The sequence below is a fragment of the Pantoea sp. Mb-10 genome (assembly GCF_021272205.1).
Lineage (GTDB): Bacteria > Pseudomonadota > Gammaproteobacteria > Enterobacterales > Enterobacteriaceae > Pantoea.
The window spans coordinates 353,344-378,105 of sequence record NZ_JAJSDX010000005.1 but is presented as its reverse complement, the minus strand read 5'-3'; the positions used below and the strand labels follow the sequence as shown (position 1 = coordinate 378,105).

General features: G+C 51.0%; 33 protein-coding genes. 5 read left to right on the top strand and 28 right to left on the bottom strand.

Features of this window, described 5'->3' with window-relative positions; translation table 11 throughout:
* Positions 1–19: 19 nt before the first annotated feature.
* The 16 genes from LU196_RS13195 to LU196_RS13120 all read right to left on the bottom strand — a co-directional run bounded on the left by LU196_RS13195 (position 20) and on the right by LU196_RS13120 (position 14,475).
* Positions 20–3,376 (bottom strand): phage tail tape measure protein, encoded by a 3,357-nt coding sequence (locus LU196_RS13195; protein ID WP_232757389.1) that lies wholly within the window; start codon positions 3,374–3,376, stop codon positions 20–22.
* Positions 3,377–3,626: 250 nt separating this feature from the next.
* Positions 3,627–3,992, bottom strand: coding sequence for a phage tail protein (locus LU196_RS13190; protein WP_232757390.1), 366 nt, complete (start codon positions 3,990–3,992; stop codon positions 3,627–3,629).
* 56 nt (positions 3,993–4,048) lie between these two features.
* The gene (locus tag LU196_RS13185) at positions 4,049–4,501 is read right to left on the bottom strand and encodes a phage tail protein (protein WP_210517294.1); all 453 of its coding nucleotides are present in this window, start codon (positions 4,499–4,501) and stop codon (positions 4,049–4,051) included.
* Between the two features lie 32 nt (positions 4,502–4,533).
* The gene (locus tag LU196_RS13180) at positions 4,534–4,926 is read right to left on the bottom strand and encodes an HK97-gp10 family putative phage morphogenesis protein (protein ID WP_255697709.1); all 393 of its coding nucleotides are present in this window, start codon (positions 4,924–4,926) and stop codon (positions 4,534–4,536) included.
* Between the two features lie 11 nt (positions 4,927–4,937).
* Positions 4,938–5,321 carry a hypothetical protein gene (locus LU196_RS13175; protein WP_232757392.1) on the bottom strand — a complete coding sequence of 128 codons (384 nt, stop codon included), beginning with the start codon at positions 5,319–5,321 and terminating at the stop codon, positions 4,938–4,940.
* Positions 5,314–5,649 (bottom strand): phage head closure protein, encoded by a 336-nt coding sequence (locus LU196_RS13170; RefSeq protein WP_232757393.1) that lies wholly within the window; start codon positions 5,647–5,649, stop codon positions 5,314–5,316. The genes LU196_RS13175 and LU196_RS13170 overlap by 8 nt, the downstream gene beginning before the upstream one ends.
* Positions 5,646–5,972 carry a head-tail connector protein gene (locus tag LU196_RS13165; protein WP_232757394.1) on the bottom strand — a complete coding sequence of 109 codons (327 nt, stop codon included), beginning with the start codon at positions 5,970–5,972 and terminating at the stop codon, positions 5,646–5,648. The genes LU196_RS13170 and LU196_RS13165 overlap by 4 nt, the downstream gene beginning before the upstream one ends.
* Positions 5,973–6,016: 44 nt before the next feature.
* Positions 6,017–7,231 carry a phage major capsid protein gene (locus tag LU196_RS13160; RefSeq protein ID WP_232757395.1) on the bottom strand — a complete coding sequence of 405 codons (1,215 nt, stop codon included), beginning with the start codon at positions 7,229–7,231 and terminating at the stop codon, positions 6,017–6,019.
* A gap of 12 nt (positions 7,232–7,243) precedes the next feature.
* Positions 7,244–8,089, bottom strand: coding sequence for a head maturation protease, ClpP-related (locus LU196_RS13155; RefSeq protein ID WP_232757396.1), 846 nt, complete (start codon positions 8,087–8,089; stop codon positions 7,244–7,246).
* An 11-nt stretch (positions 8,090–8,100) separates the two neighbouring features.
* Positions 8,101–9,405 carry a phage portal protein gene (locus LU196_RS13150; protein ID WP_232757397.1) on the bottom strand — a complete coding sequence of 435 codons (1,305 nt, stop codon included), beginning with the start codon at positions 9,403–9,405 and terminating at the stop codon, positions 8,101–8,103.
* Entirely contained in the window at positions 9,405–11,135 is a 1,731-nt protein-coding gene (locus LU196_RS13145; RefSeq protein ID WP_232757398.1) for a terminase large subunit, read from the bottom strand. Before LU196_RS13145 ends, LU196_RS13150 begins: the two co-directional genes overlap by 1 nt.
* 3 nt (positions 11,136–11,138) lie before the next feature.
* Positions 11,139–11,612 (bottom strand): phage terminase small subunit P27 family, encoded by a 474-nt coding sequence (locus LU196_RS13140; protein WP_232757399.1) that lies wholly within the window; start codon positions 11,610–11,612, stop codon positions 11,139–11,141.
* Between the two features lie 200 nt (positions 11,613–11,812).
* A complete protein-coding gene (locus LU196_RS13135) occupies positions 11,813–12,163 on the bottom strand; it encodes an HNH endonuclease (protein ID WP_232757400.1) in 351 nt (116 codons plus the stop codon).
* Positions 12,105–12,743 (bottom strand): hypothetical protein, encoded by a 639-nt coding sequence (locus tag LU196_RS13130; protein WP_232757401.1) that lies wholly within the window; start codon positions 12,741–12,743, stop codon positions 12,105–12,107. Before LU196_RS13130 ends, LU196_RS13135 begins: the two co-directional genes overlap by 59 nt.
* 63 nt (positions 12,744–12,806) lie before the next feature.
* Complete coding sequence (locus LU196_RS13125; protein ID WP_232757402.1) at positions 12,807–13,010, bottom strand: hypothetical protein; 204 nt, start codon at positions 13,008–13,010, stop codon at positions 12,807–12,809.
* A gap of 7 nt (positions 13,011–13,017) precedes the next feature.
* Complete coding sequence (locus tag LU196_RS13120) at positions 13,018–14,475, bottom strand: glycosyltransferase family 2 protein (RefSeq protein ID WP_232757403.1); 1,458 nt, start codon at positions 14,473–14,475, stop codon at positions 13,018–13,020.
* 96 nt (positions 14,476–14,571) lie between these two features.
* Here LU196_RS13120 and LU196_RS13115 point away from each other — a divergent pair, with 96 nt between their 5' ends.
* Together LU196_RS13115 and LU196_RS13110 are read left to right on the top strand one after the other, a co-directional pair.
* Positions 14,572–15,132, top strand: a complete 561-nt coding sequence (locus LU196_RS13115) for a YfbU family protein (protein ID WP_232757404.1) — start codon at positions 14,572–14,574, stop codon at positions 15,130–15,132.
* Positions 15,132–15,287, top strand: coding sequence for a hypothetical protein (locus tag LU196_RS13110; RefSeq protein ID WP_232757405.1), 156 nt, complete (start codon positions 15,132–15,134; stop codon positions 15,285–15,287). The genes LU196_RS13115 and LU196_RS13110 overlap by 1 nt, the downstream gene beginning before the upstream one ends.
* Positions 15,288–15,330: 43 nt before the next feature.
* On the opposite strand, the gene LU196_RS13105 is transcribed toward LU196_RS13110, so the two are convergent.
* The 3 genes from LU196_RS13105 to LU196_RS13095 are packed head-to-tail and all read right to left on the bottom strand — an operon-like array spanning position 15,331 to position 16,536.
* Positions 15,331–15,789: a lysis protein gene (locus tag LU196_RS13105; protein WP_232757406.1), complete on the bottom strand. Its 459-nt coding sequence runs from the start codon at positions 15,787–15,789 to the stop codon at positions 15,331–15,333.
* Positions 15,779–16,282, bottom strand: coding sequence for a lysozyme (locus LU196_RS13100; RefSeq protein WP_304622737.1), 504 nt, complete (start codon positions 16,280–16,282; stop codon positions 15,779–15,781). The genes LU196_RS13105 and LU196_RS13100 overlap by 11 nt, the downstream gene beginning before the upstream one ends.
* 2 nt (positions 16,283–16,284) lie before the next feature.
* The gene (locus tag LU196_RS13095) at positions 16,285–16,536 is read right to left on the bottom strand and encodes a phage holin (protein WP_232757407.1); all 252 of its coding nucleotides are present in this window, start codon (positions 16,534–16,536) and stop codon (positions 16,285–16,287) included.
* Positions 16,537–16,770: 234 nt separating this feature from the next.
* On the opposite strand from LU196_RS13095, the gene LU196_RS13090 reads away from it, so the two are divergent.
* The gene (locus tag LU196_RS13090; protein WP_232757408.1) at positions 16,771–17,037 is read left to right on the top strand and encodes a hypothetical protein; all 267 of its coding nucleotides are present in this window, start codon (positions 16,771–16,773) and stop codon (positions 17,035–17,037) included.
* Positions 17,038–17,218: 181 nt separating this feature from the next.
* Entirely contained in the window at positions 17,219–18,094 is an 876-nt protein-coding gene (locus tag LU196_RS13085) for a hypothetical protein (protein WP_232757409.1), read from the top strand.
* Positions 18,095–18,139: 45 nt separating this feature from the next.
* Here LU196_RS13085 and LU196_RS13080 read toward each other — a convergent pair whose 3' ends face one another.
* From LU196_RS13080 to LU196_RS13040, 9 genes are all read right to left on the bottom strand, one after another.
* The gene (locus tag LU196_RS13080) at positions 18,140–18,502 is read right to left on the bottom strand and encodes an antiterminator Q family protein (protein WP_232757410.1); all 363 of its coding nucleotides are present in this window, start codon (positions 18,500–18,502) and stop codon (positions 18,140–18,142) included.
* Positions 18,503–18,525: 23 nt separating this feature from the next.
* On the bottom strand, positions 18,526–19,530 hold the full coding sequence (locus tag LU196_RS13075) for a DUF968 domain-containing protein (protein ID WP_232757411.1): 1,005 nt from the start codon (positions 19,528–19,530) through the stop codon (positions 18,526–18,528).
* A complete protein-coding gene (locus tag LU196_RS13070) occupies positions 19,527–19,892 on the bottom strand; it encodes a RusA family crossover junction endodeoxyribonuclease (RefSeq protein ID WP_232757412.1) in 366 nt (121 codons plus the stop codon). The genes LU196_RS13075 and LU196_RS13070 overlap by 4 nt, the downstream gene beginning before the upstream one ends.
* Positions 19,889–21,193: a chromosome partitioning protein ParB gene (locus LU196_RS13065; protein ID WP_232757413.1), complete on the bottom strand. Its 1,305-nt coding sequence runs from the start codon at positions 21,191–21,193 to the stop codon at positions 19,889–19,891. The genes LU196_RS13070 and LU196_RS13065 overlap by 4 nt, the downstream gene beginning before the upstream one ends.
* A gap of 115 nt (positions 21,194–21,308) precedes the next feature.
* On the bottom strand, positions 21,309–21,719 hold the full coding sequence (locus tag LU196_RS13060) for a MarR family transcriptional regulator (RefSeq protein WP_232757414.1): 411 nt from the start codon (positions 21,717–21,719) through the stop codon (positions 21,309–21,311).
* 2 nt (positions 21,720–21,721) lie between these two features.
* A complete protein-coding gene (locus LU196_RS13055) occupies positions 21,722–22,603 on the bottom strand; it encodes a conserved phage C-terminal domain-containing protein (RefSeq protein ID WP_232757415.1) in 882 nt (293 codons plus the stop codon).
* A complete protein-coding gene (locus LU196_RS13050) occupies positions 22,593–22,775 on the bottom strand; it encodes a DUF4222 domain-containing protein (protein ID WP_232757416.1) in 183 nt (60 codons plus the stop codon). Before LU196_RS13050 ends, LU196_RS13055 begins: the two co-directional genes overlap by 11 nt.
* A 258-nt stretch (positions 22,776–23,033) precedes the next feature.
* Complete coding sequence (locus LU196_RS13045; RefSeq protein WP_232757417.1) at positions 23,034–23,576, bottom strand: YmfL family putative regulatory protein; 543 nt, start codon at positions 23,574–23,576, stop codon at positions 23,034–23,036.
* A gap of 41 nt (positions 23,577–23,617) precedes the next feature.
* Positions 23,618–23,866, bottom strand: coding sequence for a YdaS family helix-turn-helix protein (locus tag LU196_RS13040; protein ID WP_232757418.1), 249 nt, complete (start codon positions 23,864–23,866; stop codon positions 23,618–23,620).
* 72 nt (positions 23,867–23,938) lie between these two features.
* On the opposite strand from LU196_RS13040, the gene LU196_RS13035 reads away from it, so the two are divergent.
* On the top strand, positions 23,939–24,655 hold the full coding sequence (locus tag LU196_RS13035) for a helix-turn-helix transcriptional regulator (protein ID WP_232757419.1): 717 nt from the start codon (positions 23,939–23,941) through the stop codon (positions 24,653–24,655).
* Positions 24,656–24,762 lie beyond the last annotated feature (107 nt).

The window sequence follows — 24,762 nt, the reverse complement described above, 5'->3', positions numbered from 1 at the left end:
CCTGATATTCAAGCCCTGATTAACCAGAGCGGTACAATAAGCCGCCCGGCATCAACTGGCTTTTTGCCCACTGATTGATGGTTTTATTGATCATGCCTTCTAGCTGCTTGGCAGCCGCTGCCGTGTTCGACGTGCTGGTTTCCCCTGCGCCATTGCCCTGAATAGTGACAGGCGCATTAACCTGAATGACGGTGTTGCCACCGGGTGAGTAACCCGGCGAAGAAGCTGACGAAGGCATTTCGGTCGGTGCAGCTACCAGCCCACCGCTTGCATATCCGCGCATCATTTCATAAAGATTAGCTACGCCAATCCGGCTCGTTGCCTCTTTGGTAAAGACAAACTCGCCTTTGTGCACCACGCCCGCAGGATCAAATTTACCTCCATCGCCCGTGTATCCACCGCCGTCAAAGCCGGAAGCATAAGACTGATACCCCGTGGGCATGCCCATCCCGCCGACACTGCCCGCCGAAGCCGCTACACCTGAACCGACTGCACCTAAAGCGGAACCGCCAAAGCTCATAAAGGATGACAGCACTGTTTTGGTGAGCAGTGCCTGTGCGGCCATTTCAACAAGGCTTTTTATGACGCTCTGCGCCAGCGAGGCAAACAGGTTTGAAATGTTCTCCTTAAAAGACTGCGTGCCGGTAAGTAACCCTGTAAGGGAGTTAGTTACTCTTTCCGACGCTGCTTCCGCCAGGCTCACAATCCCTTTATTCAGCGTGCTCTGCCCGGCATACAGATTAAGAGCAGCCTGATACTGTGCATCCGCAGAATCACGCGTGGACTTCTGCATCAGCGCTTCATATTGCTCCTTGTTGAGCCTGCCATTTTCATAGTAGGCATCATAAAGGCTCTGCTGCTGCACAAGCTGATTCTGAAGCTGAGCGACCGGATCAACCTCACCTGCCAGATTAAGTTTTGGCGCGGCGGCGCGGTTGGCCTGTGCCTGAAGCAGCTTTTGCGCTGAATCGTTTGCAAGCGTGATGCGCGCCGACTGATATTCCTGCTCGGTCATCAGGCGGGCCGCATAAAGCTGCTTGAGGTCCCGACTGGCCTCAGACTCCTGACGCATGACCGCTTTAGCAGGGGAATACTGCTCAGCCAGTTCCTGACGCTGGCGCTGATAGTTAGCGGTATTGAGGGTCAGAACGCTTTGGATTTCAGCCTCACTGACGCCAGCAGTCTTGGCATCTGTCAGGATTTTTTGCTGAGAAACTTTTTCCTGAAGGTTAATTTTTTCGAGGCTGGACGCGTTGGCCTGCTCAATTTCATTGCGAAGTGACTGAAATCGCTTTAAAGCCTGTTCAGCTTTTTTATCTGCTTTAGCAGGGTCTTCTCCACCCCAGGGTGATTCAACTTTACCCGCATCAGCCGCCGCCGCCGCTGCTGCCTGAATATCGCCTTTCAGGTTTTTCGCAGAATCGGCTATGCCTGTTTTGACCAGAAATCGCGCTTTATCGACATTCTCCATGTTGCCTTTCAGCGCCTTAAGGCCACTGTTAACCGATTCAAGATCGGCTTCAGCGCGGGTCTTTCCTTTCTCTACTCCGGCAAGCTGGCCGAAGGGGTCAAACCCCTTCAGGCTATCCAGCCGGCTGTCGGCGTCCTGAATCTCTTTTATGAGGGCATTTCGCTGCGTGACCTGATTTTCATACTGGTCCTGAAGATCAAGCTGCTTCACGGAAAGTTGCTTATCCGACATTTGCAACAGAGCTGCCGTCGTCTCGATGACCGCGCTCTTGAGGTCAATAGCAGACTGACGCGCCTGCTTTGCCTGATTATGGAAGTAAAGCAGCGCGGAACCAGCAAGCATTGCCGCTCCTACAGGACCGCCGATAAGCGAAAAAGCCCCCCGCGCCAGACCCGAAGCGACTGAAGCCGCCCGAGCGCTGATAGAAAGTTGTGAGTTTGCCGCAACAAGCCGCTCAGTAGCCGCCGTTTCAGCAATTCTCGACTCCCTGATCGTGCGGCTAAGCGCAACCTGTTCTTTCTGATAACTGACATTGATGCCCGCCACTGCGTTTGCCGCTGAGCGGGTGCCAAGGTAACGGGCTTCTTCCTGAGCCTGTAGCCGTGTGGCCTGTGCCGCTGCAATAGTCTGCTTGGCTGTTTCGGCCTGCTGTAAGGCGTTTCTCCTGACAGCCATTTCGTTAGCAGCCCAGGACGACACGTTTTCCCTGAGCCCAGCTGTCAGTTTGGTCGAAAGAACCGGAATCAGCGTGTATAGCGCGACTGAGGCTACCGCATTGAAGTTGTCAGCCAGGGCGTTAACAGATTCTGTGATGCTCTGAACGCCGGAACGCAGAGGACCATTACCCGACTGACCGACCTTGATGATTAAACCTTCAAAGGCACTCGTCAGCCCCATCAGATCGCCGTTCAGGTTATTCACCCTGACGGCGGCCTGTTCATGGGCTGTCTGTGTGCCGGTAAGCGATTTGGTCAGCTCATCAAGTTTGCCCCGGTTACTGGTAAGGATGGAGGCGGCGTTTATGTTCTCTACGCCAAACAGCTTAACCGCCTGCGCCGTAGAAAGGTTTTTCCCGGCCAGATTCTCCAGCGCCTTGCTCAGCCCGACTACAGAAGGCTTGAGCGTCTTATCCGTTCCTTTTTCAAGGTTCAGGATGATGTTACGCAGCGCAGTACCCGCTTCGCCACCTTTGATTTCACGCGATGCCAGCACCTGAATAGCGGCATTGAGCGTTTCAAATCCGATTCCGGCCTGGGCTGCGGCCACTCCACCATTCTTGATCGCAGCGGCGGTGTCATTGATTTCAGATGCGCCAAATTTGGCACCAGCCGCCAGCACGTTAATGTAGCGGTCGGCCTGCTCGGCACCCGCGCCAAACTGGTTAAGTGACAGAGCCAGCGTTCGCGTTGCATCCGGCAGCGTGCTGCCGCCAGCCTGAGCTAACAGAAGTGCGCTGTTGGTAGCTTTTTGCAATCCATCAGCCGTTTCGAGCAGTTCCGGCTTGGCGGAGGCCATCAGCTTCAGCGCTTCGACAGCCTGACTGGCACTGTATTCAGTTGTGCGCCCCATCTGCTGCGCCGCCTGATCGAGAGCGTGGAGCTTGTCACCTGTTGCGCCGGTAATGGATGACAGGTCAGACAGTGCCTGCGAATACTGCCGCGATGTCTGGATAATCGCACCCAGCGAAAAACCGACACCAGCAAGCCCAGCAATACGACCTGCCAGACTGCTGACACTGGAGGTTACGCGCTTGTAGGCCTCTTCAGTCTTTTTGGCATCATCCTGCGCCTGTCGGTTAAACTGGCGTGACTGTTTGTTGGCATCACCATACGCCCCGATAAGCTGCGTTTTGAAGTTAGCCGCATTGAGGTGAAGCCCTACGGCAAGGGAAGCGACATCAGCCATTACATTAACGCCCTCATGACAGCATCACACTGCTGACTGACGTCAGGCGCAGTAACGTTACCTGCCGGGTGATGCGGTGTTACGACAGAAGAAGTGATTTCAGGGCCAGGTTGTTTGAGAATTCCCTGTTGAAGGAAGTAAGCCCGCCAGTGGTTCAGCACGTCACAGGGCAACGCCGCTATGACGGAGGGGTCAGGTTCGCCCCACCTGTCAGCCAGCCAGAAAATAAGCTGAAGCCACGGCGAGCCCGTTAGTTTTTTTCCGCTTCTTCCAGCTTGCCGATAGCGTGCGTTTTAACGCGATCAATCGCTTCCATCAGGGCTGGATTGTCATGCGATTCAATCAGCTCAGCCGCCGTAGGCAGCATCTCAGCGGGGATAGGTGAACCGTCAGCATTAACCAGGCTGTCGATGATCAACTGAACGCTCATTTCTGAAATAGTACGGACGTTGCCGCTTTCCTGCGCCTTGTCAAGCGCCTCTTCATAATTGATAAGCTCACCCGCAGTACGGCGGCGGATATAGACAGGTGTACCAAACATTTCAGTTTTTACGGCAGTGTTCTTTGGCTGCAACAAAAGCGCCTTCAGCTTTGAAATATCGAAATTATCTGACATCAGATTCCTACCTGCTTAGTGGTTAAAGCCGCCATGACAGCGGCACTGTTTATAAATCAAGAGCCGGAAGCAACGCCCCACTGGATGTTGTTTTGCTTGCCCTGGACGGTGATCTGAATGACTTCGCTGGCAGGGGCGGTGATTTCGTTCATCTGCCAGCCAGAAAGCGCCAGCACCATGTTGGCGGTGCGTCCGTTCGGCAGTTCAATGTAGAACTGGACCGTCTGGCGGTTTTGCGCAGCGTTAAGGAAGGCCGCAAAATCGGTGTTAGATGGGTCGTCCACAAAGCCGAGTGACTTTTCAGGCCCTTCAGGGAGGTCAGAAATAAACTGTTTGCTCGTATCAATGAGCGTGGTGCAGTCAACGAATCCGCCCGTCTGGCCGGTGGCGCCGAGCGCTTTACAGTTAATCAGTGGTTTCATTGCGGAAACAGCCGCGCCAGCCGCGCCCCACATAACCACGGTGCCAGCAGGCAGCATCGCGTATTCTGGCGAAGTTTTATCAGCCATGATTTTTCTCTCTGTTGAAGTGGTAGCGGCTGCTACCCGTTGTTTTGAATGCGGTCCCGGATTTCAACCGCGAGGATTCTGAGGACGCGGGATTTGTTGTAATCCAGCGCCGGACGGATAAAGGGTGAAGGAATCTGTTTAACTGTGCCGAACTCCTGAGCCAGCGCCTTGATAAAGTGCTGCTTACTGGGTCCGACACGAAGCACGACGACCGCATTGCCTTTGGTGCGGGTTGTGGAACGAATTTTGATTGAGTCACGCATGTGCGGGCCTTTTGCAGACTCGTCGTAACCTGCGTGCTCTTTCATGTCCTGCTCAACGATTTCAAGTGCAGCGCGGCCAGCGTCACGCAAAACTTTTGTACCTGCTTTTTCACCCAGCGCGATAAGTTGACGCTCAAGCTCATCAAGCCCTGTAACCTGCATGCTCAGCACATTCACACCTCACTGAAATAGATGATGAAATCTCTGCTCAGACGGTACTGAACTGCATTATTGGGCAGGGTGAATTTATCCTGTCGCAGAGAGCCGCGCTCAACGTACTGAACCGGATAACCGCCAATATCACCGTGCCTTATGCCCTTCCATATCTGCCAGAGTTGATTGTCCAGCGCCAGAAGGCCCGTATAGTCAGAGACTTTGACAAAGGAAATCTGGAAGCGCCCCGCCACTAACGACGTCCTGACAAGACCGTTTTCAATCTCGGAATCAGAAATGCGCTGATAGGTAATACCCTCCTGCTCAGTATCAGGAATGAGTAAGGGATAAACCTGCAGTTCGGACAACGCCTGAAGGGCTTTATAAATACCGGACTCAATCATGGCGCACATCCCTTTCAGCAGTGATGACGGCACGATCTCGCCTGCTGCGATCAACGGACCTGATTGTATAAACCTCACTACCCCAGCTTATTTTCCAGTCCGTCTGAACATCCATACGCGGGCGGATAGTGAACTGCCATGTCTCAACAATTTGCTGCTGATCCAGACTGCGGATTTTGCGGTTTGAAATGTTTTCAGCTTTAGCCCAGATAAAGGGTGAACTGATAACAGATTGCCCCGGCAATTCCTCACCAAGCGGCCCGCGTTCTGATTCAGTGCGCTGTACCCTGATGCGTTTATCAAGCTCGCCAGCGACCAGACCTGTCATAGTCCGTAAATCCTGTAGGGCTGAAGAAGCGCATCCACTGCCAGAGGCATTTCACTGGTTTTGAGTTCACTGACCGCTTCACGGTTTGCATACCAGTGACCGACCAGAAGCAATATGACCAGACGGATGTCATCATCAAGCAGCAGACGATCCTCGTCAGTATCAAACCCCGCCTCAGCGTTGGTTTCATAGAGAGTTCGGCGCGTCCACTTTTCAATGTGCCGCTTTGCTGCGCCGATATAGATGGTTAACAGCAAATCTTCGCTGGTATCGTCAGCATCAACACGGCAATGCTCTCTCACCGTTTCAAGCGCAATAATCATGATGAGAATTCCGAAAGAAAAAGCGGCCAGAAGGCCGCTGATAGTTACGAACCGCTTTCGGCACCGCTGAAGTTGCCGAAAACAAACGCTTCAGGACGCTTAACAGCAAGAGCAAGTCGCTCTTCGCAGCGAATCGAGATCATGTTTTTCTCGAAGTCATCGGCGTTCTCGGTGGAGATAACCACATTGGCATCTTCACGGTCGAAGAGCTGAGCGGCTGCGTTGAATGCGCCTGTCAGGAATTTGCCCTGGAAAGCTGCGGCCTCGGTGGCCACAACGGGAAGGCCCCACAGCGTCGGTCCGGTCAGCGCTGACGGGTTAGCCAGGATGTAGCGGCCGAGGGTGTCTTTCGTCAGCTCGATTTTGGCCCAGTCGATGAAGTGCAAAACATGGCCGGACGCCGGGAAGCGCGCCAGCTGCGCCTGCAGCATCGCCAAACGCAGATCATCAATACCGTTCTGCTGTTCAACGCTGAACGCGGCGGCGTATGCAGTTGCCTGCGGCACGATGCCGTGCAGATGCGCACCGGTGCCATCGCCAAACAGAATTTCCTGCTCTTCCACGTACTTGAGCCCGTAGCGCATTTCTGCATCCACTGTGGACTGCAGTTGAGCAAAATCGTCCAGAATCTGCTTGGACGCTTTGAACATATGCGCAATGGTGGTGACCGGTGTGATTTTGGTCGCGAACTCAATGTTGCTGTACGGCTTGGCTGTTCCTTCCGGCACGACTTTCGCCGCATTGGTGAAGCCGGTCTGTTGCACCCAGAAGATAGCCGGAGAAGCGGTACGGCCCGGCGCGATCAAGTCGCGTATAAACAGCCGCTGTTTTGGTGCTGTATCAATACCGGGCAGACGTTGCGGCTCGACCACGCCATCAGCCACATCGGTTGAAAGCAGAGCTGCGTTGACCGGCACGCTGACTCGTTTGCCACCCTCAATACTGGCCGCAAACGCCTTGAGCGCTTCGTTGTTGACTACAACCTGCCCCACGGTCTCGATCACCTTCTTCGCATTGTAAAGCGGCATATTAGCAACGTGTTGCTCCAGCTCGCCCAGAGAAGCTTTCAGAGACTTATTCGCTTCGGTGAGAGCATTAAACTCAGTTGCAATTTTGTCTACCGCCTCTTTGGTCTGAGCTGACAGCTGACCAGAGCTCTTTGCCTCTTTCAGCGCATCTTCAGCCTTTTGACTAAAAGTGCCTGAAACTTCATCAAGCTTTGCCGAAACTTTTTTCAGTAAATCATTAACTTCAGACATGGTCTTTCCTTATTAGCCGAACGCCGCCAGGGCGTCTTCAAGTTGTTTGAGATTGTCAGGGTTGATTTCTTCGGTAGCGCCCGGCATACCATCAGGACTGGCAGCAGCGCACGGCTTGCTGCCCGATAAAGCTTTCAGGAGCTTACGACGCTCAGAACGCGGGGTGTCAGCCTTAGCCAGCAGCGCATCGAGCTTGCGGAGTGCCGCAGCAGGGCTGTCGTCCTCGTCAGAAATTTCGTCAGCGGAAAGCAGACGATCAGCAAAACCTTTATCAACCGCATCACTGCCGCCAATGTAGGTTTCTCCGTCCATCATCGCGGCGACGTCTTCAATGCTGAGGCCCGTACGTGCTGAGTAGATGTCGCCCATCGCCTTGTCGAAAGGTTCCATATCCGACGCGATTTGCGCCAAGTCATGGCGATTACCCATCGCATAAACCCAGCAGTTATGGATCATCAGGAACGCGCCGCGCCCGATCTGAATATCGTCTCCGGCCATAGCGATAATGGAAGCCGCTGAAGCCGCAAGACCCAGCACCTTCACCGTTACTTTTCCTTCGTACTCGCGCAGCAGGTTATAAATCGCCAAGCCTTCGAACATGTCACCGCCCGGCGAGTTGACATTGACCGTCACGTCAGCACCGTTGAGCGAACGCAGCGCGCCTGCGATGCGGCTGGCCGTTACGCCTTCCCCCCAAAAATCCGAGCCGATTACGTCAAAAATCGAAATGCTGTTGTCATCGGGCTTGGCGGCCTTGATGCCGCCGTTCCAGCGCTCCATTGCGGCTGACGGCAGGTCTCTTTTTGAGAGTGCAGAAGGCCGCCCCGCCGGCGCTGCCGGAAGGCTTTTCAGTGTCATTTGGGTAGCTCCTAAGCCGCTTTCTTAAGCGGGGATTGTTCGAAAGGAATATCCGGGAAAACGTAGTTGTGTATTTTCAGAAGGTTAGCGGCCTGCGCTGCCTGACTGTTTTGTTTCAGGTCTTCCAGTGGCGTGAGATTCAGTTGAACGGTGTAAATCTCACCCCCTTCAATCGGCGGCATGTTTTCCAGGCGACGAACGTCATTACGAGACATCCACCCGTTTTGAAGCGCTGTTGTGTAGTAGGCAGAACGCCCGGCACTGTCTGCACGCAATAACCCCTCAACCGAGAATTCCGCAAATAACTCTTCGTCACCATCAAGCAGGCATCGTGAAATTTCCTGCTCAATATTCACAAGAAGCGGTCTGAGAGTATTTGTCAGGAACTGGAGGTTCATTCCCTCTACGCTCGAAGCCCAGCTGCTCTGCTTATCCGCATGGCCAACCATAAACGGCGGTACGCGGAACCATCGGCAAATTTCTTCAATACTGAAAGCGCGAGATTCCAGCATCTGAGCCGCTTCAGGATTCATGGTGACATTCTGGTACTTCAGCCCGCCTTCAAGCACCATGATCTTCCCGGCGTTACGCGAGCCGATGAACGCCTGCATATAACCACGCAGCCTTTCGCGCTGGTCCTTATCCAGGGCAGTTTCAGCAGAGAGAAAGCCGGAGCTCTGTAGGCCGTTTTCAAAGATTTTTGCTGCTGACTCTTCTACTGCCATAGCCGCGCCGATGACATCACGGCCCGCCATCATCGGCATCATGCCGCAGACACCATCAAGCCCGAATCCGCGAATATGCATGATGTTTTTAACGGGTATCACGCGTTGGGATGATGATTCGGTGTAGGTGTACTGCAGAGAACCATCATCAAGTCGTTTAACAACCATGTTTTGGGGCAAAAGCGGAACCAGCGAAACCAGCTTGTTGCCGATCATCTTTTTTTCGACAAACCCATTACCACGAAGACAGATACTGGCAACAAGCATCAGCATAAATCGCGATGGCGTCATCTCCAGATTAGGGCGACGACAAAGCACCTTATAAGCTGGATGTTGCGTGGCAGGCTTTCTTGAACCATCCGCCTGACGCTGATAGATTTTGAGCGGCAGCGTTGATACAGATTCACTCAAAAGCCGGACGCAGGCCCATACTGCAGAAAGCTGGATAGCTTTATCGGCTGAGACAACCTTGCCACTGCTACTCATCCCCATCCATTCCTGCCAGAAAGTACCCGTTGTTAATCCAATCGGTACGCCTAACCAGTTCAGCAAGGCTGATTTAACCTTGCCAGGCTGTTTATGTTTTTTCATCAGACGCCTATCATTATCGGGTTTTCGAAGAATCCACTGAGGTCCTGCGCATCTTCACCACCGTTAACCAGCATTCGGCTTTTGGCAGTGAACAGCGCGACCGGCCCGTCAATTTTGTTTTCAGGCGTGGACTTGTTTGGGAAAATGTTGTCGTTTTTGTCAGGCTTGACCGTGACGTTTGACATCATCCAGGTCATGACAGGGTTTTCATCATGGTGAAATTTGTTGCCGTAAATTTCTGCCTGAACAGATTTCATTGATTCTGATAAGTTTTTTACCGTCTGAGCAACTTCAACAAGCGGCAAACCCTCTTCAGCAAGTGACAGACTGAACTGAACGGCACTCCAGGGATCGAACGCAATCTCCTTAATATTTTCCCCATGGACCCACTTCACTATGTCCGCCTTGATCATGGCGTGGTCGATAACGTCACCATCGGTCAGCTCAAGATAACCGGCCGCCGACCACTTCCTGTAAAGCTCAGCAATATGAGCAGGTGCGGTTTGAAGCCTTCCTTCCGGTATCCAGAAGCGTGACTGCATGTGAGTTTCTCCGGATGGGTCACGCCATGTTTTAACCGCTGCGCAGATATCAATCTTGTTAGCGAGGTCAACGCCCACCCACATCGGCCACGTTTTACGGTCTTCATCAGTGCCGAGTTTCGGCATTTTTGACCAGCGATTCATGTCCATCCAGGCGCTTTCAGCCGTAACCCAGATATTAAGGTGTTTGGTGAAAAAGTTTGGACGGGCTGCAACCTGCTCTTTTGCCTTTTTGGCAAGGCGGCGCATATCGTCCCAGCGCTTGCAGATACCGAGGCCGGGATTAGCTTTAGGCCAGTTCGCCTCATCAAACGGATCGTCTTGCTCATCAAGCGTGTAAATGACGGCAAAATACGTGTCATCATCAACCACACCGCGCAACACTTTTATGGCGTAATCACGCTGCTCGAAGCAGATACCTTCTTTGTTGGTGCCTGCAGTAGTAATAGCGAACAGCAATGACTGGAGACGCGCCCCCGTTGCGGTTTCCAGCACGTCCCACACATCACGGGTGCGGTGAGCGTGTAACTCATCGACTATGCCGCAGTGAATGTTCAGGCCGTCAAGGTTATTAGCATCACTGGAAAGCGGCTCAAACTTCGATGCCGTTCGCTCCTGATGGATGTTCAGTTTAACGTGACCAAAGAGCCTCCCCAGGGTGCGGGGGGCCTTCTTGATCATGTTCTTGGCGTCATCAAAAACGATTCGCGCCTGATCACGGGTTGTGGCAGCCGAATAGACCTCAGCGCCGCCCTCACCGTCTGCACCGGTCATATAAAGACCGATACCAGACGAGACGGTAGATTTGGCGTTTTTACGCGCCACCTCGTTATATGCAGTGCGAAACCGGCGAACCATAACCGGGTCGCCTTCATCATCGAGCACCTGCTCGCCCGAGATTTCATCAATCAGAGGGATGATGAAGCCAAAGAGATTGATCAGGATGAAAATGTGCCACGGCATAAGCTCAATCGGCTTACCCGCCAGCGCGCCTTTGACGTGCGGAACAAAATTATAAAAGTCGAGAATATGCTGAGCGCGGTCCTCGCTGAAGTAGATACCGCGTTCCGGCCCATGCTCTAAATCATTGAGAAAACGCTGGCACGCCAGGCGCACCAGTTCGCCAGCAACGATCTCGCCAGACAGCACGCACTCGGCGTACTGAATACCAGCCTGAACAATTGCCATTCATCATTTGCGCTTTTTAAGAAACTCTTCAAGGGGATCGGCTTCAGCAGGCCCTTTAGCGCCAACCTTGGAACGGCTGGCAGGGGTCATGCCAAATTCAGTGAGCATCGCCCGAATGCGCTTCCACGCATCGGACTTCATTACTGCTGCCGGATGAGCTTTGACAATATCCTCGCCTGTTGCGGACACCGTCTTGTAGGTGTAGCCCTCTTCAGCCAGAACATCGCAGTGTTGACGGTACTCGGTGTAGGCCTCAATCAGCAGCTCAAGGGCTTTTCCGTCGAGCGTGGTCATCACGCCAACGGCAGCGAGTTCTTCGCCAATTCGCTTGAACCAGTACTTTCCCATCTTATCCAGATGCTTTGGAGTTGGGGGTACCCCTGACTTAGGTTTTGGCTCGTTTTTGTTTATAGCGCGTTTTGATGGGTTCCCCTTCACCAAAGCCAGATGTGTCGGGGTTTTCGGTGGTCCTGGCATAATCGAAAACTCCTATTAATCACTGGTTGGGTCACCCCAAAAAAAGTTTTCTAACCTGCGGCGATGCGAAAAAAGGTTAGGCGGCGGTCCTTAAAGGCGAGAGGGGTGAACTTTCGACCCGCCCTCCCCCTGACAAACGATAATGGCTCTCATTTGAGGTGAGATAGTCACATTTGAAATCACTTTGGTGATATTGATTCTCATTTCAGCCTCTCTTTCGCGGTTTTGCTGCGGTGGCAGGGCCAGCACAGGGCTTCAAGGTTGGCGTCATCATCGGTACCCCCATGTGATTTGGATACGATATGGTCAACGGTCTTGGCTGCTGTTGGCCTTCCGTTTCTCAGGCAGTTCTGGCAGAGATGCCTATCACGCTGGAGGATGCGAGCTCTTTTCACATCCCACTTGCTGCCATAGCCGCGCTCATGCCTGCTCTGCCCCTGCTGATGCTGCTCCCAACCATGATTGCGGTGAGCTTCACAGTAACCTGAGCGGTCAGTTGTGGTCTTGGCACAGCCGCGCTTCCTGCATGCTCTTGGTATCAGTGCTGGCATCAAGCCTCCACGCCCTGCGTCGCTGTGTGCGTTGCTCATTGTCCGGGTGCTGCTCAACGGTGTCCGAGTCTGCATGGTCAACAAGTGAATAGCATGGATAGATAACATCGCCGCTATAGGCATCACCAACGGCGTAGTCAGCTGGCTTTGCGCTGTCCCATTTTGTAAGCACATCACTGATACGATGTTGCGGTATGCTGTAGCAGACGCCGTGAATCAGCCTGTTCATGGTGATGTAATCCGTCTGGCGTTGATCGCTGTCGATAAGCTTTGTTGCTACCTCAAGCTGATACTGTGGCGGCCTGCCCGTGCCGAGATAGAAAGACAGCAAGTCGTCAGGGAACCGGTCAAGCCAGGCTGCTACCTTTTCGGTGAAGCAACTAACCAGCAGCGCATCGTCTTCCATTATCATTACGCGGCAATCCTGCTGGTTGGCCCATTTAATGGCGCGTCTGTGGTTCCAATTTGCGCCGTGATGCCCTTCATCAATCAGCAGGTGGGCACGAAGCGACCAAGCTAATTGTTCAGCCTGTTGACGGCGCGTATGATGACCGACCACGACAAACTTGATATCACTCATAGTTGACCTTTTCTCAAGCAATAAAAAAGGCCGCCGAAGCGACCTTAATGTCTTTTGGTTGAATTAGAGATGCTGAGGCACTTTCATTTCATCAATTGTTTTTTCAGTGATCTCGAAATTGTCTTCGGTATATTTACCCCCCAATGCATCTGATGAGTGCTCAGCTAAAAATTCTTCCTTCGCAGCAGATGCCTTCTCCATCGAGGTGAAAATACCTAAAACGTGGAAGTCGTCGTAGTTAACATATTCCAATACGTAAACTTTCATAGAACCTCTACTTGTGCCGCCACCAGGCATAATCCTTACCCATACCTTCAGATTTAAACACGGTATGGACGCGTGGACCAGTAACCAGCCCATCAGCAAATCGATAAGCCACAATGCCAAAGGCAACCATGTCACCAACAGCAGCTGCTTTCACTTCCTGATTCCAGAACCGCAGCGATTCGATGTGGTAATACAGGCGGACGATACCATGGGCTACTGCCATGACGTCAGCACGAACGCCACCAAGCAGACCGGCATTCAGCATCACATCATTCTGGTGCTCAGCGATAAACGCCTGATAGATACCTTCAGGATGGTGCTGTTTAGACCACGCGTCTGCATAGGTTTTGGGTTCGGAGCCAACGTAAATCTTTCCTTCTTCCATCCCTTGCCACGGTTCGCACAGCATCTCAACGTCAGTACCATCGGTACACCAGACGAAGTGATATTCAGGATGATCACGAAGGTGCTGCCAGATATGCAGCCAGCGCCGGAAGTAGACATTCATATTCACATCCGGCACACGGAATAACTCGACATCAGCCGGAACAGTGTCCAGCTCATCAGCCAGGACGATGCGGCCACAACCCCTGAGCGATGTCGCCCAACTAGCCAGCAGGTCAGGTGATGGTGTAATTCTAGCGCCGCGCTGTGGGTCCGGCTGGCTGGTCAGTAGCGTGGTGATGACGACATTGCGCTTGTCGCGGTACTCAGCATATCCGGTATAACCACTGTTACGGCGCTCGTTATGAATCGTCACATTGCGCTTAACCTGTGCTTCACGGTCTGGCTTCGGTACTGAACGCTCAACCGCCTGATGCTCATCAAGCGAGTAAATTAACTTTTCCGAACCGACCACATCAGCGAAAGCCCACGACGTAAGCCCGGCATTATGAATGCGTAACGCTAAATCTGAGTGCTCATACATGCCGCGCTGATAGATGGGATCAAATCCACCCACCTTTTCAATAACGCTGCGATGGTAGTAAAGCATCACGCCGCGCTGGCCTGTGTAGGCAACGTGCTTATCGTCGCGGTAAAGCACAGCGATGTCGTTGAGCTTTTGTCCTGTCGCGAAGTCCTGAAACTGGTAGGCCAGATGCGACTCGGGTGAATAAAGGTACGGCTGTTCCCATCCTTTAGCGATTGGCCATGCATCATCATCCCACAGGAATAAATGCTCACAGCCAGCTTCAATCAGCGTCTGCAAACTGGTGTTCTTTGACGCAACTATTCCGCGTGACACGTCACGGCGAATAACCCTCACGCCAGCAGGAACAGTGACAGGAACGGTTGAACCGTCATCAATGACAACCACCAGCGCACCAGCGGGAAGAAACTTAAGCTGATGATCAAGGGCGCGGGACAAAACCTCATGGCGGTTATATGTACTGATGGCTATACCGATAAGTTGGCTACAGCTGGTAATAGGAGCGTAGCGTGTACCATTTATCACTACTTCCATGATGGGGATTACCTTTCATGAAAAAACGCAGATTTACTTCGGACTAAAACTGCTTAATTATGCTAATGCTTTACCACCATAATTAAGGAGAATCATGTGAGCTATACACAGGCAGAAAAACTTCAAATACTTATGCTTTGCGACATACATCGTGCCTTGAAAATTAGAGATAGTGTCGACCCATCTTTCATAGAAGATGCTCTTTTAACTGAAAATACATGGGCTATAGGTTTTAGATATCAAAGTTTAAACGATGGCAATGGAATGCCACGTCATGTTACTTTCGTTGGTGATGTTGCTGATATGTATAGCATTCTCCAATATACTTATAATAACTTTGATGAAAGTGAAAAAGCCGAAATTGCTTCCTCAGTTCCTAATTTCAAAGGAGAAAGCTCTCTTGTTTTCCCTGGTTTTGATGGAAATAACGAAACGGAGTATTTGAGCGCTGCCGACATGTTTAAGAGGATGGAAAGGTTCGAAGACATTGACATCACCAAAAACTCCCATGCCCCTTACGTCGCAACATACAAGCGTATGCTTGATGTTTTCATACCTGCACGAAACGACGACTGGACTCACGATGCCGGGATTTCAAAAGACTCATTTGTCGCTGTCTTGAATGCCCGCATTCATCCATCAAACAGAGGCGTCTAATGAACGAACAAGAGCTCAAAAAATTCATCTTCTCTGAAACTGTAAAAATAGTGGCTCAGCTTTCAGGAAAGCCCTCCGGCTTATCTTCTGCCATGCATTCTTTCGATACCATTTATGAAGGGCTGCTCAGGAAAGCCAAAGCGCTTGGATTGTAGAACTTCCTTAATTGAGAGGCGCAATTTTATTGTGCCCTCTACCTTATTTTAAGCACTGCTCTACTATGAACTGCTGTAAAGCGGCTATTTTTGCTCGGTCGCCTTTAATTCCGGCTCTGATACTGAGAACGTTTCGTCCAGCAACTGGAGAGAGTTGGACGGTGGTTCCATCGTCCACGCTGGCGGGCTGGGTGGCTTGCTTTGGACAGGAGCCGGCGACGAGCACCCGACCACCGCGATCAAGCTTGCGCTGCAAAGCATCATTTTCAGCTTTTGCAATGGATAACTCCTTGGTGTATTTGACATCGAGGGCGGCAACATCACGCTGGCGTGTCTGCATGTCGTTGATGGTGTCATTGGCTAACTTGAGGTTAATGATCGCCGTGTCCCGCTGCGCCTTATAGTCGATGGCGTTGCCCCGGTAATACATAGCTAAGCCTGCGGAAGTAAGAGCAGCTATTAGCAAACACAGCATCAGCGCTGTAATGGCTTTAGATGTCATCAGGACCTTCCGCAAGACACATTGAGCGCTCCATGTCGCGGCGGTTCATCAGGCCGCGAAATTTCATGCCACCAGCGTATACCCACCGGCGCAGTTCTTCGCAGGCTCCGGCCTGATCGCCCTTGTTCAGCTTCTTCAGCAAAGTGGATTTTGAAAATGAACCAGTGCCCACGTTGTAAGTGAAGCTGTAAAGCGCAGCGCGCTGATATTCGTTAAGCGGCACCTTAATTAGGCTATCGACAGTTTTCTTTACCGGTTGCAGGTCACTCCACAGCAGGTGATCACATTCACGGTCTGTGTATGTTTTGCCCTTAACGATATCGGCGCCCGTATGGCCATAACAAACGGTCCACACGCCAGCCACATCTTTGTAGGGTTCGTATGCGGGCCCTTCCACTCCACTCTTTCCGCCAAGGAATACCGTAGCGATAAACATGGCTCCGCCTCCTGCAGCGGCAATCAATCTGTTACGCAGGCTGGCTGACATTGCCATAGTTATTCCTCGCCAAGCTTATCGGTTGGGATGTATCCGCGCTGCTCCAAAGCTTTAATCTGAGCCAGCGATACTTTGCGTTTGAAATACGCGTTGATGGCAAACGTCATCAACGCAAGCACGATACCGGCGATAACACCGACCGCACTCCATTCATCTGGACTCAGTCGCGTTAACACGCCATTAGCCACAGCCGAACCAGCTGCACCGTATGCCGCTCCTGATGCTAGTTTGCTCATATGGTTGATACTCATTGTCACCTCCGTGATAACGGTCGGTGCTGTCTGTGGTCACAATGAAAAATTGCGCGCCTCAACTTGTGAAGAGTTAGAGTCGAAGTGATGAGCGGGCGCAAAAATGAAAGAAGGCCGCTCTATTGGCGACCCTCTGTGAATAAAACCCTGACGCATAACGCGATAATTTCTTGCTCCGTCGAGCACGAGGTTGGATTATGTAATACCAATGTAATTCTATGCAGGTTAGAAACGATGAATCACTACACCTTAGATGAAGTACACAAACATTTAGGCTGCGCTATGACTCATACATACTACTGCCCTGAAGAATGGGACGGTAAGAGCCTGCCCAAAATCTACAATGGTAATGGGCAGATTTTAGCCACTTGGCAAAGAGGTCACAACCGATTTACAGTTTTCAGTAGCCCCTTGCAAAGCAATGTTTCTTTAAGCAGTTTGTTGGTTTTTGACACCGCTGGATTCAATCAAGTAAAAATGTTTATGAACATGATGTACTAGAAACGTCGCCCATTTGATGAGGAAGCAGGAGCCTAGATTACCTATAAATTTTGCAACTGATTCTCGATGATAAGCTTTACTGCGTAGTAACGACTCTTATCACATTACCAATGATTTTGCGGACCGCGTTAGTACATTTTCCTTTTTTTGTATTGGGTAGAAAAAATCAGTGAGAAAAAATATGAAAGCTGAAAAAGACGTGGCAGAAAAAAAATGCTTTATTGTAACTCCTATCGGCGCAGCAGATTCGAGCACGCGACGTAAAGCTCAAGGTATACTGGACAGTGTAATTCGGCCCGCTCTTAGAGATAAAGGTTATGAAGTTCATGTGGCTCATGAAATTTCCACTCTCGGTTCAATAACCAAACAAGTCATCCAGCACCTACTTCAAGATGAACTAGTAATAACTAACCTGACTGACTTAAATCCAAATGTGATGTATGAACTTGCTGTTAGGCATGCAACAAAGAAACCAGTAATAACAATAGCAGAAGAGGGAACCACCTTACCCTTTGATATATCCGATGAGAGAACTATATTTTATAAAAATGACATGGCTGGAGCCTTTGAACTAATCCCCAGGTTAGAGAAAGCTATCGATGCAGCTATTAATGATGAAAATCAAGACAACCCAATTTATCGAGTAGCTGAAGCATTAATTATTAGAGAGTCAACAGAAACTCGACCTACTGATAAATATCTGATTGAACGCATGGATGCTCTAGAAGATTCTATATCGATGCTAGGAAGGTCGCTCAATAATAGCAATAGTGTTTCATTAACAAAAAAATCATCACAAATCAGTCGCAATACATTAAGGACTGTAATGAAAGTCACTGTCGAGGGAACCAGCGGTAAACTGGAGGATTTCGGCTTTTGTCTAGATTTAGAAGCTGACATAGAGCGTGTCAATAAATTACAAGTGGGCAGAAATGTTGCAACTTTTGATATCTACCCTACGCATAATAGCGATTTAAGCCAAGTTCAGGAAAGGGTTCACGAGCTAGTAACCAGCTCATCATTAAAAATAAAAAGCATAGCAGTTTTTGGCATTTAGAATTAAGCACAACGGGCTCATTTAAATGAGCCCTACATAACCATTTCACTCGAAAAATAATTTTGCATTCAAGCTACACAAACTGCCATCAACGAAACCCTCAGCCATTTGAAGTTTTATTCTTATCAATTTCTCGTCACACCTTGCATTCCGAGCAAGTTTTCGTTTAGAAATTTGATATAAGTAATGTAGCACAATCAATTCATATTCATCTGGGCGTCGTGATTTAAGTTTGGCTAGGCACGAATCAATAATCAGCCCGTCATCATCACTGCATGACAAAGTTATTTTTGAGTCTTGCGGAAGCAACCCTTTAAAACCTGCTGCAATTGATGAGTAATCAACCCCGCTGCTATCCGATCGCGCCCAGCCGCCCCAGCGCTCTAATACCTGTGACATGTCACGCATTAACTCTCTCCACGCTTTTAGTTTTATCCGACCACGCCGACTGCAATCGAGTGATCAAGAAATCTGACAAGCAGCTCAAGCTGACTGCCGTATTTGTCTTCAAATGCCTTCATGTCCCGGTGCAGCTCATCGTGATGCGTCCTGCAAAGCGGTATCACAAATAGGTCATGCGCCTTCGTTCCCATTCCTCCCTGTCCGTGTCCGATTATGTGGTGCGGATCGTCTGCCCGCTTACGACAGCATGCGCATGGTTGCGCTTTAACCCACCGCGTGTATTTCTCATTGCTCCAGCGCAGCCGCTTTGGGCGCGCCATAAAAGACATTGGTGATTCCGGGTCTACGGAAATGCGAAGAACCTGCTTAACAACTTCCGCCTTGTCCTGGATAATTTCCCGCGCTGATGTGGCGGGGGTAATCAGCGCCTCCGGCATGGCGCCCGTCTCTGTAACCTGTGCAGGCATGCGGAGAACGCGTCTGGCGTGCGTTTCGGGGATCAGGTCTATTACGCCTTTAAGACAAGCCCACCAGCAAAGCTCCGGCAACGTCATTCGGTGGTCAGCACCTAGCCCCATTTGTAGGCAGGCCGATTCAATCACCCACCGGGAAACGTTAGCCACTCCTACCCCCTCAAGAGCACGGGGTGTGCCATTTCCACGGCAGTAATTATCGTGGGCATAACACAGGCATACCGCTCCCGATTCGGTCCGAATCGTAGTGTAATGCGGATGATGATAGGAATCTTTAATATCAAGCTGGCAGGCGCCTATTCTCTGCACCCAGGCATCATGCTTTTCCAGTCCACCAGCTGCGCCGATCACTTTCATGTCGGTAAAGAAACCTGTCAGTTGCGGCTCGTCAAGTAAGGGCTGGCTGCTGTCGTTAATTAGCCCGGATGGAAGGTGAGATAACTCACCCGGCGGCGTGCAGATTAAGACGCGGCCACGGAACATTGGTAAGAGGTCCCGGCCAGGCTTAAGCAACACGACGCCCGTGTTCATCGCTATCTCAGGTGTCAGTAATGCCCTCATGCTGTCACCGCCTGATATTCGCTGATAATTAGTTCCGCTTTACCACCTTTAGTGGTCGGCCCCCACTCCACCATGAACTGCTTTATCTGGCTGTCGTCTTTCCATATCCCAGCATGCGTGAGGCTGTCGAACAGTGCTTTCAGGTAGTTGTCCAGATCACGAATATGGTTTGTCGGGGGATAGAGCATTACAGCCACGGCCACATTCACTGTAATTGGCTTGGGACGTCGTTTGAGCTGCTCGTAAATCGAGGCGATGGCATTTGAACGGAAAGAGCGCCCGGAGGCGCTGATTAATACTCCCTTTCTGGTATTTCTCCAGTAGGTGTTTACGGATGGAGGAAATGGCAGAGTTAATTTCATTCAGCCTCCCTTACCTCATGAACGGCAACACGGGATAGACGCTTGCTTATTTCATTGCGTAATTCTCGTACGTTGTAACCGCAAGCAAGCTCAATATCCTTCATAAGTGACAAGACTTCATCGAGGGGAAAATCTATTTCTGAAAGCACGTCAACGAAGCGCTTCTTAACTTCTTCAAGCTGTGGGTCTCCGTGGTACTTTTCGGATACCCACCCCGTAATCTTTTCACTGGCAGCATGTTTACCGAGAAATGATATAGCTTTATCAACGGTCTCTGCCGGGATCACCAAAAACTCAGGCGTTGATACACTGTCAGCAGCCCACGTATGAGCGTATTTAGATTCAGTGTGCGTGTACGCTGGTTTATCGCCGAACGCTGCTACAGCACAGGCTAAAACTTCAATGCCGCTATGCTCTATGATTTCTTCACGGCTCAGCGGTAACTTGGTTTCGTGAATGCCGATATCGTCAGATTTAACTTCTGATGCGTAATGTTCACGGGCTTCTCTGATAATTTGCATCGCTTTCAGTGCTTCAAAGTCGCTGGAGAAATCTAGGGTGATTGCGAAGGTCTCTTTTTCGAAGTCCACCTCACAATGTTTCGCCACCAGCTCCAGCAATTCTCTTGTCTTGGTAGCGCTGAACTGAGGCATCGCATCATTCAGGGTCAGCTTCTTCTTGCCGCTAGCTTTAGCCTTCTGAAGCTGTGTTTTAGCAACAGTCTCAGCTTTCGCACCGTGCTCACGAACCATGGCAACAGCGGTCGATGCAGCAACTTCACCAGCTTTAACCATCGCGATTAACCCATCGCCAGCAGTAAGCAGTTGGAGGTGGTGATCAACGTCTGCAACTGAGCGCTTCACCTTCTTCGCGATTTCCGCTGGCTCCCATCCCTGATTAATCATCCGCTGGTAGGCCGCCGCGCGTTCCAGTGGTTCAAGTGCGCGCCCCTGACTGCTTGTGACCATGAAAGCGATGCGGTCTGCTTCGCTGCCTACGAAGTCTTTGCACTCCAGGCGGATTTCATGCCCGGCTTCTTTCGCCAGCTTTGCACCGTAGTAACGGTGGTGCCCGTCGATAATCTTGATGCCCTGATCCGTTACCTGAACAGCAAGCGGAGGCACATGCTCACCAGCGATAAAAGCGTCGCGGAATTCTTCAACGTGGGTCTGGTCAATCTCACGGATGTTGTAACCACTTTCGACGTACAGTTCATCAACGCTCAGGAGATACGTCTTACGGGTGGTGATGTTGGTTTCGTTTCTGTCTTTGTCTTTGTAAATCAGGGATAAGCTGCTCATGCTGTTTTTAACTCCCATGTCAGGGCAATAATCAAAGCGGTCATCATCAGAGCCGCTAAGCGCGCTCCACGGTAGAAATCTTCGTTGCGCAAGTAGTGCGCTTTAACGGCGGTTATCACTGGCGTCGCCTCCGCTTTTCAGGAAAATCAGGTTCTGGCTTGGGTGCCAGAAAGTTCCCGCGACTGATGCAACGGGCGCGGCAGATGATCGCCTTCTGGCGTAATCCCGGTCGGCTGGTGGCGTCATGCGCTTCAAGCCAGACACGGGCGGCGCGGTACCAGAGATTGCGCTCCTGCAACTTCGTCGCCTTTTCGCAGAGGATTACGAACTGACTGTCAGCATCGCCAACAGGCTCGGCAGCGCTATAGCGCGCCTCGGCGTCATGCCATACATCGCCAGTAGCGACCATTGCCACCAGCGAAGACCTCACGGTGGTGAGTGAGCGCCCGACAGCTTCGGCAATCTGCCCCGGCTTCTGCGAGCTGTGCACCATCAGGTGCATGAGGATCAGCGTTTCTGTCGTCATGATTACCCCCGGAAGCCTTCAGGAATTTCGTATTCAGCGCTGGGCATGTGCATGACATCGCGCTGCCACTTGCCACCAACGCACGGAGGCTTGCCCGCTTTTTCCCAGTTACCCGCCGATTTCAGATAACCGGGGAACTTCCCCTGTCGAAAGAGCGTGGACGGGCGAAGGTAATCACTCATCTGCGCGTCGCTGCCCCATTTCGCGACCATGTAATCCACGGTCAGCATCAGGTCATGAGCGGTAAAATCTTCTGCCAGTCGCCCACGAATTGGCCCGAGGGATGAGCTCGCCTTCTGGAAGCGCGTTCCCGCTGCACGGTTCAGGTGTTCGAGAACATCGATAGCAATCTGATTTGAATCGGTCTGGTTGTCGGGTTTCGCAGAAACCTGACTAAGAGGTTTTTTACTTGATGGATCATGTTTTGAATTTACTGACGGATCGTCGCCAGATTCTGGCGGGTGAAAACCCTCAATTTTGCTGGATTCTGGTGCACCAGATTTCGACGCGTCAGAAACTGATGCACCAGATTTTGATGTGTCAGAATATGAGGTGTCAGATTTTGACGTGTCAGATTCTGACAGGTGATACATAGCGGCTTCACGCATCTTTCTGACGTTCAGTTGGTACAAATTTGAGGCGTTGCGGTTGCCGTTTCTGCGCTCGGTACGCGTAAGCCAGCCATCCTTCTCAAGTGCAGCAATGGATGTGCGGACGGTGCTCGCCCCTGCCCCAATTTGGCGGGCTATTGTCGCTATGGAAGGCCAGCAAACGCCCTCATCGCTGGAGAAGTCAGCCAGGCGAGCCATGATGGCAACGCTGGTGATCTTCATTCCTGATGCGGCGCAACCGTCCCAGACGTATGCGGATAATTTAACGCTCATGTGGTGCCTCTATTTCCCGGAAATCGCGTCGGAACTGGTGCAGAGGGCAGAAGCACTCGCCATGTTCGTAATTTTCGCGAAGGTAGATAACGCGGCTGGATTCAGGCTCCCAGCGGATGACGCGGACGGGAATACCTCGGCGGTCACGAAACCAGCGGTCAACTGTGCGCATTCGAGCGTCTCCGGTTTACGGTAAAAATCATTCCACGCCGTCTGGACTACCACTGGCTCCGCTGACTGGTAGTTGTTCGCGCCACCAGCGCCGGTTACTCTTTGCTCATACCGCATCACGCCACCTTCCACGCGGCAGCGGAATTGCCTCACCTGACTTTTATGATTTACACTGGACATATCGTTGTTTCTCCACGCTGGACGATTTGACGATGCCGAACGCTCTGGTCTGCAAACCAGGGCGTTCAACTTTTCTGCTCTACTCACCTAAACCCCCGATGCCCTGAACCTGCATTCCGGCCACTTCCACCCTGCGGTTAGCCATGAAAATGTCTACGTTGTGCTCTGAGACGCTTGCGCCATAAAGCGCGAGAAACCCCAAAAAGCCGTGCATCTGGTGACGCATTTTCTGGTGAAATAACCCGGTCAGTTTTTTCATTTCTGTTTTGTCGATAACGCCATCTGCTGCGGCTTCCTGCTTGGCTATAGCCAGCTGGCCCGCTGCTGCGTCAGAACGCATTTCGAGGTCGAACAAATCAACCTTGTCCAGCGTCTCTACTGATGCGATGTCCACCAGCGTTAAACCGCGACGCTTGGCGAAGTATTCAGCCAGGCAGTAAGTGCCGGACAGGTCCTCCATCTGCTGAAGTTCTTCAAGGGTGAAAAAGCGACTGCCGCATTTGCGGTACAGGTGGTTGTGAAACTGATCGATGGACATGCCCAAATCTGCAGCCATACCTAAGCGCCCGTATTGGTGTCCTTTACACATCTGGCTTATTGCTGAGTTAATGGTGTCTACCATTTCAGTTTCCTTGGGGTAGTTAAGTTAGAACTGCTGTTGATTTATCCTGCTGATTTAAGAGGCATGCCATCTTTGGCGTTTGGGTAAATGTCTGGGCGAAGCTCATGCGGTGTAACTTTCCATCCGCCCCACTCACAAAGTTGAATAACTCGTTCAGGTGGTACGCGGTCTTTGGCGATCCAGTTGGCTACAGATTGAACAGAGCCAAAACCAAATCGGCGAGAGACCTCTGACATTGAGCCGACCGCCTTAACGGCTTTATCGCTCACGTTTTTGAAGCGTGCGTGCATTTGTTTCATTCCTTTTAGTGGGATGAAACTCATGCTACTTAAAGTAGCAATTTATTGCAACTTAAAATAGAAATGACAACTATGTTTTGTGCGCTTAATCTTCCACTCATGGTGGAAGAAGCTAAATACAAAGACTTTGCCGACAGGCTTAATAAGTCGCTCCAAAGCTTGGCTCTTGGGGTAAAAGAACTCTCAGAACTAAGTGGCGTCTCTTATGAGATGGCGCGGCGCTATACTCTGGGTACGGCAAAGCCAAGGGACGAGAAAATGATGAAGATCGCCGAGAAATTGTCGGTGTCTCCGGCATACCTTGATTATGGGGTCATGGAAGGCTTTGATGTTCCAGCTAAAGGGACCGTCAGGATAAAACAATTCGATTTACATGCATCTGCTGGGCATGGCTACATCAATCAGCCGTTCCCTACAGTAATAAGTTCAATTGAAATTCCTGATGACAGGGTTTATGAACTTTTTGGTCGTAAAACGTTAGAGGGAATTGAGCTTATCAACGTTGACGGCGATAGCATGATGCCCACATTAAGCCCTCGCGACCTACTGTTTGTTGATAGGGGGATAGACCATTTCAATGGAGATGGTGTGTATGTCTTTAACTTCGAAGATTCGACATTTGTTAAGCGTCTTCAAAAGGTTAAAGGTAGGAGGCTTGCAGTACTCTCTGATAATGATAACTATCCTCCTTTTTATATCGAAGAAAATGAGATGTCTGAGCTTCACATATTCGGCAAGCTAATCAGGTGCTTGCCCTTAAAAATGCTCGACTTCGGTTAAATAAAACACCATATAAGACCGCCGAAAGGCGGTTTTTTTACACCTTAAATCAGCCACATACCTTCGAATAAAACTCCACCTCCAAGATTATCTACTTTTTGTTGTTG

Excerpts from the sequence above, each read along its gene's own strand:
- LU196_RS13065 (WP_232757413.1), bottom strand. The coding sequence starts at position 21,193 with ATGAGCAGCTTATCCCTGATTTACAAAGACAAAGACAGAAACGAAACC.
- LU196_RS13120 (WP_232757403.1), bottom strand. The coding sequence starts at position 14,475 with ATGGAAGTAGTGATAAATGGTACACGCTACGCTCCTATTACCAGCTGT.
- LU196_RS13105 (WP_232757406.1), bottom strand. The coding sequence starts at position 15,789 with ATGACATCTAAAGCCATTACAGCGCTGATGCTGTGTTTGCTAATAGCT.
- LU196_RS13090 (WP_232757408.1), top strand. The coding sequence starts at position 16,771 with ATGAATCACTACACCTTAGATGAAGTACACAAACATTTAGGCTGCGCT.
- LU196_RS13100 (WP_304622737.1), bottom strand. The coding sequence starts at position 16,282 with ATGGCAATGTCAGCCAGCCTGCGTAACAGATTGATTGCCGCTGCAGGA.
- LU196_RS13170 (WP_232757393.1), bottom strand. The coding sequence starts at position 5,649 with ATGACAGGTCTGGTCGCTGGCGAGCTTGATAAACGCATCAGGGTACAG.
- LU196_RS13085 (WP_232757409.1), top strand. The coding sequence starts at position 17,219 with ATGAAAGCTGAAAAAGACGTGGCAGAAAAAAAATGCTTTATTGTAACT.
- LU196_RS13080 (WP_232757410.1), bottom strand. The coding sequence starts at position 18,502 with ATGCGTGACATGTCACAGGTATTAGAGCGCTGGGGCGGCTGGGCGCGA.
- LU196_RS13070 (WP_232757412.1), bottom strand. The coding sequence starts at position 19,892 with ATGAAATTAACTCTGCCATTTCCTCCATCCGTAAACACCTACTGGAGA.
- LU196_RS13130 (WP_232757401.1), bottom strand. The coding sequence starts at position 12,743 with ATGAGTGATATCAAGTTTGTCGTGGTCGGTCATCATACGCGCCGTCAA.
- LU196_RS13060 (WP_232757414.1), bottom strand. The coding sequence starts at position 21,719 with ATGACGACAGAAACGCTGATCCTCATGCACCTGATGGTGCACAGCTCG.
- LU196_RS13160 (WP_232757395.1), bottom strand. The coding sequence starts at position 7,231 with ATGTCTGAAGTTAATGATTTACTGAAAAAAGTTTCGGCAAAGCTTGAT.
- LU196_RS13180 (WP_255697709.1), bottom strand. The coding sequence starts at position 4,926 with ATGCAGGTTACAGGGCTTGATGAGCTTGAGCGTCAACTTATCGCGCTG.
- LU196_RS13165 (WP_232757394.1), bottom strand. The coding sequence starts at position 5,972 with ATGATTATTGCGCTTGAAACGGTGAGAGAGCATTGCCGTGTTGATGCT.
- LU196_RS13035 (WP_232757419.1), top strand. The coding sequence starts at position 23,939 with ATGACAACTATGTTTTGTGCGCTTAATCTTCCACTCATGGTGGAAGAA.
- LU196_RS13175 (WP_232757392.1), bottom strand. The coding sequence starts at position 5,321 with ATGATTGAGTCCGGTATTTATAAAGCCCTTCAGGCGTTGTCCGAACTG.
- LU196_RS13190 (WP_232757390.1), bottom strand. The coding sequence starts at position 3,992 with ATGTCAGATAATTTCGATATTTCAAAGCTGAAGGCGCTTTTGTTGCAG.
- LU196_RS13125 (WP_232757402.1), bottom strand. The coding sequence starts at position 13,010 with ATGAAAGTTTACGTATTGGAATATGTTAACTACGACGACTTCCACGTT.
- LU196_RS13145 (WP_232757398.1), bottom strand. The coding sequence starts at position 11,135 with ATGGCAATTGTTCAGGCTGGTATTCAGTACGCCGAGTGCGTGCTGTCT.
- LU196_RS13195 (WP_232757389.1), bottom strand. The coding sequence starts at position 3,376 with ATGGCTGATGTCGCTTCCCTTGCCGTAGGGCTTCACCTCAATGCGGCT.
- LU196_RS13075 (WP_232757411.1), bottom strand. The coding sequence starts at position 19,530 with ATGAGGGCATTACTGACACCTGAGATAGCGATGAACACGGGCGTCGTG.
- LU196_RS13050 (WP_232757416.1), bottom strand. The coding sequence starts at position 22,775 with ATGCGCACAGTTGACCGCTGGTTTCGTGACCGCCGAGGTATTCCCGTC.
- LU196_RS13055 (WP_232757415.1), bottom strand. The coding sequence starts at position 22,603 with ATGAGCGTTAAATTATCCGCATACGTCTGGGACGGTTGCGCCGCATCA.
- LU196_RS13095 (WP_232757407.1), bottom strand. The coding sequence starts at position 16,536 with ATGAGTATCAACCATATGAGCAAACTAGCATCAGGAGCGGCATACGGT.
- LU196_RS13045 (WP_232757417.1), bottom strand. The coding sequence starts at position 23,576 with ATGGTAGACACCATTAACTCAGCAATAAGCCAGATGTGTAAAGGACAC.
- LU196_RS13155 (WP_232757396.1), bottom strand. The coding sequence starts at position 8,089 with ATGACACTGAAAAGCCTTCCGGCAGCGCCGGCGGGGCGGCCTTCTGCA.
- LU196_RS13185 (WP_210517294.1), bottom strand. The coding sequence starts at position 4,501 with ATGGCTGATAAAACTTCGCCAGAATACGCGATGCTGCCTGCTGGCACC.
- LU196_RS13110 (WP_232757405.1), top strand. The coding sequence starts at position 15,132 with ATGAACGAACAAGAGCTCAAAAAATTCATCTTCTCTGAAACTGTAAAA.
- LU196_RS13135 (WP_232757400.1), bottom strand. The coding sequence starts at position 12,163 with ATGCCAGCACTGATACCAAGAGCATGCAGGAAGCGCGGCTGTGCCAAG.
- LU196_RS13150 (WP_232757397.1), bottom strand. The coding sequence starts at position 9,405 with ATGAAAAAACATAAACAGCCTGGCAAGGTTAAATCAGCCTTGCTGAAC.
- LU196_RS13040 (WP_232757418.1), bottom strand. The coding sequence starts at position 23,866 with ATGCACGCACGCTTCAAAAACGTGAGCGATAAAGCCGTTAAGGCGGTC.
- LU196_RS13140 (WP_232757399.1), bottom strand. The coding sequence starts at position 11,612 with ATGCCAGGACCACCGAAAACCCCGACACATCTGGCTTTGGTGAAGGGG.